The sequence below is a fragment of the Cupriavidus sp. 86D6 genome (genome assembly GCF_057815095.1).
The window spans coordinates 469,660-476,752 of the sequence record NZ_JBYPSB010000004.1; the positions used below are offsets into that span (position 1 = coordinate 469,660).

Genomic DNA, 7,093 nt, shown 5'->3' on the forward strand with positions numbered 1-7,093 from the left:
GGTCACCCGAACAGGGCCGACGCACTACGGTAGAGGATGTACAGGGCAACCGCGAAAACGATGCCTGCGAAGATCCTGCCAAGCGCATTGCGGTGCCCCCCCAATCGCAGAGACAGGCGTGTACCCATCACGCCGCCACCAATGCCGCCCAGGATGAAGAGCCCCGCGATCTTCCAGTCCACCAGGCCGGAGGCCGCGTAGTTCAGGGCCGTGGCCAGGCCGAATGTCCCCACCGCCAGCAGCGAGGAACCGACGGCATTGCTCATCGACATGCCGGAGGCGAGCATCAGCGCCGGCACGATCAGGAAACCACCGCCGATGCCGAAGAAGCCTGATGCCGCTCCAGCGACGAGGGCAGCCGCAGCGGTCCGCAGGCAATTCCGTAGGGTGGTGACTTCCCGCGCCGCATCGTGGTCGCGCCGCGGCCGCAGCATCGACAGGCCAACGGCGATCATCACCAGACCGAAGAGGAACAGCAGCTTCTGCCCATCCAGTGTCTTGCCCAGGGTGGAGCCAGCCAGCGCGCCGACCGTACCGACGAGCGCAAAGACGATCGCACAGCGCCAGCACACGTTGCGCTTGCGCGCATGCGCAATGAAGTTGGCATAGGCATTGGCCGAAACCGCCAAGGCTCCGGTGCCGATCGCGATGTGCGGCTGTGCGACGCCGACGACGTACAGCAACAGGGGCGTGGCAAGGATCGAACCGCCGCCGCCGATCAGCCCGAGGACGAAGCCCACCAGCGCACCGGACCCGATCGAGGCGATTGTCTGAAGCAATGCGTCCATCAGGACGCCGGCGCCATGCGCCACGCCAGCGTGCAACGATTCCCTGAAGCGCAGTAGGCCAGGACAGGACCAGCGGATCGCGCGAGAACCTCCCGCAATTCCATCGCCTGCTCCGGGGTCACGGCACCAGAGCGGGCAGGAATGAAGTGACACCCGAGACCATGCATCTTCGCCTCAGCCTGGATCTCGGCCCAGCGAGGTTGCCCCGGCACCTCGTCATCGGGCCGCATGCAAACCAGTGTGGTGTAGCCGGCACCGGCGATGCCCACGACATCGGACGGCTGAACCTGCCCGCAGACATGGTAGTGCTCGGACAGCTGGTTGATATCAAGCATTGGAGGATTCCACGAGGGATGGAAGCCGGCGGAGAAGGCCATGCCCACCGCCGCCGGCACAGGCGGAGCGATCAGGCCAGCGGCTTCTTCGAGAAATACCAGTCGGTGGTCTCCAGGCCCTCGCCGAGGCGCTTCTTCAGTTCCTCGACGGTCTTCGGCGCACCGACCAGAACCTGCTCACCGGGCTGCCATCCTTCCGGCGTCGCCACGCCATTGGCGAGGCTGTGCCGCAGGCTTTTCACCAGCCGCAGGATTTCGGCGACCGAGCGGCCATTGGTCATGGGGTAGTAGACCATTGCGCGCAGCAGGCCCTGGTCGTCGATCACGAACGTGGCGCGCACGGCGGACGTGTCCGACGCACCGGGGTGGATCATCCCGTAGGCGCGGGCCACATTCATCGCCAGGTCCTCGATGATGGGGAAGCTGATCTCGACGCCGAACTTTTCCTCGATGTTCTGGACCCAGGCCAGGTGCGAGTAGATCGAGTCGATCGACAGCCCCAGCAATTCGGTGTCGAGGGCGCGGAACTGATCGGCGGCCTGCGCGAAGGCGATGAATTCGGTCGTGCAGACCGGGGTGAAATCGGCCGGGTGCGAGAACAGCACCAGCCACTTCCCCTTGTAGTCGGCGAGCGAGCGCGAACCGTGCGTGGTCTGCGCCGTGAAGTCCGGGGCCGGCTCGTTGATGCGCGGCATGGCCGTCACGGCGCTATCGGTGCCGGCGCTGGGTGCGGGCGCGACAGGTTTGGGGGAGGAATCGGCACAACTACTCATCGAAGGCTCCTTGCTGATGGAAAAAAACACGCCGACGATTCGCCCTGCGGGCGGAATCAGAGGGCGTCGAGGGGGACTTTCAGAAACAGACGGCCATCCCGGTCCCGGGGCGGCAGCCTGCCGGCACGCATGTTGATCTGCAGCGACGGCAGGATCAGGCGGGGCATCGCCAGCGTGGCATCGCGTTCCGTGCGCATGCGCACGAAGTCGTCTTCGTCCACGCCATCCTGGACATGGATGTTGCGAACCCGCTGCTCCCCAACCGTGGTTTCCCAGCGGATATCACGCCCGCCGGGGCCGTAGTCGTGGCACATGAACAACCGCGTTGCGTCCGGCAGCGCCAGAATCCTGCGGGTGGACCGGTACAGCGTGCGGGCGTCGCCTCCCGGGAAATCGGCGCGCGCCGTCCCGCCATCGGGCATGAACAGGGTATCGCCGACGAAAGCCGAGTCACCAATCACGTGGGTCATACAGGCCGGGGTGTGGCCCGGCGTGTGCATGGCGAAAGCCGTCATCGAGCCGATCCGGTAGCTATCGCCGTCGACGAACAGGCGGTCGAACTGGCTTCCGTCGCGTGCGAACTCGGTGCCTTCGTTGAAGACCTTGCCGAAGGTCTCCTGCACCTGAACGATGCGCTCGCCGATGCCGATTTTCCCGCCCAGTTGCTCCTGCAAATACGGCGCTGCCGAGAGGTGGTCGGCATGGACATGGGTTTCGATCAGCCATTCGACCTGGAGGCCCTGGGCGCGCACATGCTCGGCGATCCGATCCGCGTGCTCGAACGAGATCCTGCCGGCGGCGTAGTCGATGTCCATGACGGAATCGACGATCGCGCAAGCCGAACTGGCCGGGTCCTTGACGACATAGCTGATGGTGTTGGTCGCCTCGTCGAAGAAGGCGGTGACCTCCGGGCTGATGCCCAGGTCGACTGGATGTGGAATCATGCTTGCCATGCTTTTTCTCCATTCGGATGCGTTTGGCATGGGGACACGATAGGCGCGATTCATAATCAATGGAAACGAATAAAAACTGACTCCGTGATCGAGTTTTGCGATACTAGATTCATCCATCGTCGCTCCTCGATCCCATGAAGCCATTGCCCAACCTGCGTCACCTGCGCTACCTGGTGGCCCTGCACGACCAACTGAGCTTCAGCCGCGCTGCTGAAGCGTGTTTCGTCACCCAGTCAACCCTGAGCGCGGGTATCCGCGAGCTGGAAAACGCGCTCGGCATCGCTGTGGCCGAACGCAGTCGGCATTCGGTGGTGATCACGCCCGCTGGACGCAGCTTGGTGGGACGCGCACGCCTGCTGCTGCAGGACGCCGAGTCGCTGATGGCCATGGCGCTGGAGGAAGGCAAACCGATGTCGGGCACGATCGAACTCGGCGTGTTGCCGACGATCGGGCCCTTCCTGCTGCCACGCCTGATCCGGGATATCCGCCAGCGATTTCCTCACCTTCGGCTACGGCTGCGCGAGGACAAGACCCGCGACTTGCTCGACCGGCTGACTGAAGGCCGTCTGGATCTGGTGCTGATGGCGTTCCCCTACGAGACCGGCAATCTCGACACCTATCCGTTGTTCGAGGATGCCTATCGCTACGTGTGCGCTTCGTCCCTTGCACCGCAGCCGGGTATCTGTGCCGCACCGATTCCCGACCGCGATATCCAGTCCCAGGATATGCTGCTGCTGGAACCCGACCATTGCCTGCACCGCCATGCGCTCCCGATCCTGCAACGCGCGGCGGAAAGCGATCACGCCTGCTTCGCCTCGACCAGCCTTCATACCCTCGTGGCGATGGTGTCCGAGGGCATGGGTGCCACCTTGCTGCCGGACCTGGCGATCAACGGCGGCATCCTGCAAAGCGCCGACGTTCTCGTGCGCCCCCTGCGTCAGGATGCGAATGCGCGCACCATCGGCCTGTGCTGGCGCAAGGGCTCGCCCCGCACCGAGATGTTCCAGAGCCTGGGGCAATTCATGCGCGAATGGGCCGTACAACACATCCGCCCGTGGGTGCCAGTGGAACGCGACAACGTACCGCGAAAGCGCATCACCTGATGCAGGCCGGCGTAGCTAGCGCATGAAACCGGGTGCGCGGGTTCCCGATGCGTTGTCGCTCGTGAAGACCCGAGGCAGCACCTTGACCACGTGTCGAAGCACTCCACGCTGCATGAGCCAACCGACCGCGAGCTGATCCCCATGCAGGTAGCTGCGGCATGCACCGTCTTCATCCGACGCAGCCGATGGGGCCACCGCTCCTTGCGCATCGTAGTGCTCATAGCGGCCGACATTGCTGGTGCGCGCGCGAAGATGTAGCTGAGTCAGAACCAGGCCCAACCTCGTTGATCAGCCCGCAGGCGTAACCCCCGAATAGCAGCAGCGGCATGGAAACACGGTTTGCCCGATGTCACATTCATCGTGGCATCCGCGGAGCCTCGGTTCTATACACAAAGGCTCCCACAAAGGTCAAAGGGCTGTGAAGGGACAAGGGAATGGGAGCAAGGGGAATGGCCCTATCCGAAAAGGCCAAAAGGCACACCCGCCAGCGCATCACCAGGAGTTCGCATGCTTTCGCTGTTCCAGCGTAAACGGACGTCGCCGACCACCGGCTCGCCATCCACGCCCCTCGCCGAGCTGCCGAAAGGGCTGACGCGGCCGGAGCCGGCCGCGTCGCTGTTGGCGACCCCGCGCCGGCGACGTCTGCTGGAACACATCTGGCAGCGCACATCGCTGTCGCGTCGGCAGTTCTCCGCGCTCTACCTGGCACCGCTGGAACGGTATGCCGAACTGGTCCAGCAGTTCCCAGCCTCGGAAGCGCACCACCATGCCTGGCCTGGCGGCATGCTGGATCACGGGCTGGAAATCATGGCATTCGCACTCAAGCTGCGGCAGTCGCACCTGATGCCGGTCGGCATCACGCCCGAAGCTCAGGCTGCGCAGGCCGAGGCTTGGACCGCCGGCACTGCCTACGCCGCGCTGCTCCACGATATTGGCAAGGTCGCGGTGGATCTGCACGTCGAGTATGCCGACGGCAACATCTGGCATCCCTGGCACGGGCCGCTGCGAAAGCCGTATCGCTTCCGCTACCGCAAGGACCGCGAATACCGCCTGCACGGCGCGGCCACCGGACTGCTCTACACGCGCATACTCGACAGTGACATCCTGGATTGGCTCAGCGACTACCCCGATCTCTGGTCTGCGCTGCTGTACGTGATGGCCGGGCAGTACGAACATGCCGGCCTCCTGGGAGAACTGGTGGTTCAGGCCGACCAGGCATCGGTCGCTCAGGCACTGGGCGGCGACCCAGCCAAGGCGATGACAGCGCCCCGGCATGCCTTGCAGCGCAAGCTGCTCGATGGCCTGCGCCATCTGCTGCGCCAGGAGCTGAAGCTCAACCAGCCCCAGGCCTCGGATGGATGGCTGACACAGGACAGCTTGTGGCTCGTCAGCAAGACGGTTTCCGACAAGCTGCGTGCCTACCTGCTGTCGCAGGGCATCGACGGAATTCCATCGAACAACACCGCGGTTTTTACCGTGCTGCAAGACCACGGCATCGCGCAGCCGACCCCGGACGGCAAGGCTATCTGGAAGGCCACCGTCACCAGCGGCGCGGGTTGGAGCCACAGCTTTACCTTCCTGCGCCTGTCGCCCGCGCTGATCTGGGAAGCGGCCGAGCGCCCCGAGCCCTTCGTCGGCAACGTGGTCGTAGAGGAGAGTGTGTCGTCTGGGGACGATGTTCCTGCCGCTGGACCCGAGGCCGCGACTGCGACTGCGCCCGCTCATGCCCCCGCGATCGCTTCGGCTCCGCCGACCACTGCATCACGGCCCCCGGCGCAGGCCGACCCGCTTGCTGATGTGCTGTCGATGTTCGGCGTCGACGAAACGCCCGCCGGCGAGCCACCGGTCTCTGAAGCACCCGTCCTGCAACCCACGGCGACACCGGAGACCGCCATCGAACCGCAGCTGGCCACGCCGCCCGAGACCACGCCTTCTGGGGAGCACTTCATGGCGTGGCTGCGGGCTGGCGTCAACGCCCGCCGGCTCATCATCAACGATGCCAAGGCGTTGGTGCACACAGTCGATGGCACCGCCTACTTGGTCAGCCCTGGCCTGTTCCAGCGCTACGCCCAGGAGTTCCTGCAGGTCGCAATGCTCGCTAAGCAGGACGATGTGACCGACTGGCAATGGGTCCAGAAACGGTTCGAGAAGCTGCAGTTGCACCGTAAGCAGCCCAGCGGCCTGAACATCTGGACCTGCGAGGTGACGGGGCCACGCAAGTCCCGGCGGCTGCATGGTTACCTACTGCAAGACCCTACCTGCCTGTTTGAAGAAAGTCCGCCGAATAATCCTTACCTGTGCCTGCAACCGCAAGGCACTGCAAGGACGCGGCAAACCGATTGAATCGGTTCCGGCGAAGCTGACCCGGTGCGGTGAATACCTCAAGGCCGTCATGCCTCGCCACGTGGCGGCATTTGCCACGTGGCGCGACGGCTGGGATCACTGGCCGCGGCCGCAGCAGGTCTTCGCCTGATCGTCCGACTTGGGTGCGCCTGCCTCGACCGAAACGGGCGTGTAGCCAGCCTCGGCGATGGCATCGCGAAGCGTCTGCGGGTCGGCCGTACTCGACTCGATCGTGACCCGCTGGCTGGCCTGGTCGATGGTGAACTGGGCCTGTTCGTCGACCGACTTCAGCGCCTTGGTGATGGTGCTGACACAGTGGCCGCAGGTCATGTCTTTGACTTCAAAGGTGGTCATGGGATTTCTCCTTGGGGTTGAGGATGGAATGTCGAAACTATCGAGCTTCCCATCGTGGGAATGTCAATAGGTGCATGCAAAAATTCAGGAGCACATTCGCTCCCTCGCTATAGTTCGGCGGACACTGTGCCGTGGGCCGACCGGCAGCATCTCCGCGACCTGCGAGATGGATGATTGGGTCACGGAATGCAGGCAAAGCTGTTGACGCATCAAACGAACTGCGCTGCCAACCCCCGCGGGAAGAGAGACAAAGGTGCTGTCTTGGCCGGAGGTTGGTCGACCCGGTAATGCCGGCGCGCCTGGGTACCCACCTCAGCGCATGTCAGGATATTAGAGTCTTGGGTTAGGCGCGCTTTGCGGTTGTTTCGGGGACGGCTGTAAGGGGAGCCCGCAGAATTCGGAAAAAATCGTACGCTAAGGTTTTCCGGGCATCCGTAGGGGCCG

The 7,093-nt window shown here is 64.1% G+C and carries 7 protein-coding genes; 2 read left to right on the forward strand and 5 right to left on the reverse strand.

All coding sequences use genetic code 11. The features are described 5' to 3' along the window. Nucleotides 1-2: 2 nt before the first annotated feature. The 4 genes from AC3G88_RS13315 to AC3G88_RS13330 all read right to left on the reverse strand — a co-directional run bounded on the left by AC3G88_RS13315 (nt 3) and on the right by AC3G88_RS13330 (nt 2,849). Entirely contained in the window at nt 3-788 is a 786-nt protein-coding gene (locus AC3G88_RS13315) for a sulfite exporter TauE/SafE family protein (RefSeq protein WP_031668815.1), read from the reverse strand. After that, nucleotides 788-1,123, reverse strand: a complete 336-nt coding sequence (locus AC3G88_RS13320; protein WP_031668814.1) for a protein tyrosine phosphatase family protein — start codon at nt 1,121-1,123, stop codon at nt 788-790. Before AC3G88_RS13320 ends, AC3G88_RS13315 begins: the two co-directional genes overlap by 1 nt. A gap of 71 nt (nt 1,124-1,194) precedes the next feature. Continuing rightward, entirely contained in the window at nt 1,195-1,896 is a 702-nt protein-coding gene (locus AC3G88_RS13325; RefSeq protein ID WP_023082285.1) for a peroxiredoxin, read from the reverse strand. 56 nt (nt 1,897-1,952) lie between these two features. Then, a complete protein-coding gene (locus AC3G88_RS13330; RefSeq protein WP_228381275.1) occupies nt 1,953-2,849 on the reverse strand; it encodes an MBL fold metallo-hydrolase in 897 nt (298 codons plus the stop codon). Between the two features lie 143 nt (nt 2,850-2,992). Between AC3G88_RS13330 and AC3G88_RS13335 the strand changes: the two genes are divergently transcribed. After that, nucleotides 2,993-3,952: a hydrogen peroxide-inducible genes activator gene (locus tag AC3G88_RS13335; protein ID WP_206778127.1), complete on the forward strand. Its 960-nt coding sequence runs from the start codon at nt 2,993-2,995 to the stop codon at nt 3,950-3,952. A gap of 507 nt (nt 3,953-4,459) precedes the next feature. Beyond that, on the forward strand, nt 4,460-6,295 hold the full coding sequence (gene mobH / locus AC3G88_RS13340; protein WP_023082282.1) for a MobH family relaxase: 1,836 nt from the start codon (nt 4,460-4,462) through the stop codon (nt 6,293-6,295). A 96-nt stretch (nt 6,296-6,391) separates the two neighbouring features. Here mobH and AC3G88_RS13345 read toward each other — a convergent pair whose 3' ends face one another. Beyond that, nucleotides 6,392-6,649 carry a heavy-metal-associated domain-containing protein gene (locus AC3G88_RS13345; protein WP_023082281.1) on the reverse strand — a complete coding sequence of 86 codons (258 nt, stop codon included), beginning with the start codon at nt 6,647-6,649 and terminating at the stop codon, nt 6,392-6,394. Nucleotides 6,650-7,093 lie beyond the last annotated feature (444 nt).

Coding starts and splice junctions, on each gene's coding strand:
- AC3G88_RS13325 (WP_023082285.1), bottom strand. CDS start 1,896: ATGAGTAGTTGTGCCGATTCCTCCCCCAAACCTGTCGCGCCCGCACCC.
- mobH (WP_023082282.1), top strand. CDS start 4,460: ATGCTTTCGCTGTTCCAGCGTAAACGGACGTCGCCGACCACCGGCTCG.
- AC3G88_RS13320 (WP_031668814.1), bottom strand. CDS start 1,123: ATGCTTGATATCAACCAGCTGTCCGAGCACTACCATGTCTGCGGGCAG.
- AC3G88_RS13330 (WP_228381275.1), bottom strand. CDS start 2,849: ATGGCAAGCATGATTCCACATCCAGTCGACCTGGGCATCAGCCCGGAG.
- AC3G88_RS13315 (WP_031668815.1), bottom strand. CDS start 788: ATGGACGCATTGCTTCAGACAATCGCCTCGATCGGGTCCGGTGCGCTG.
- AC3G88_RS13345 (WP_023082281.1), bottom strand. CDS start 6,649: ATGACCACCTTTGAAGTCAAAGACATGACCTGCGGCCACTGTGTCAGC.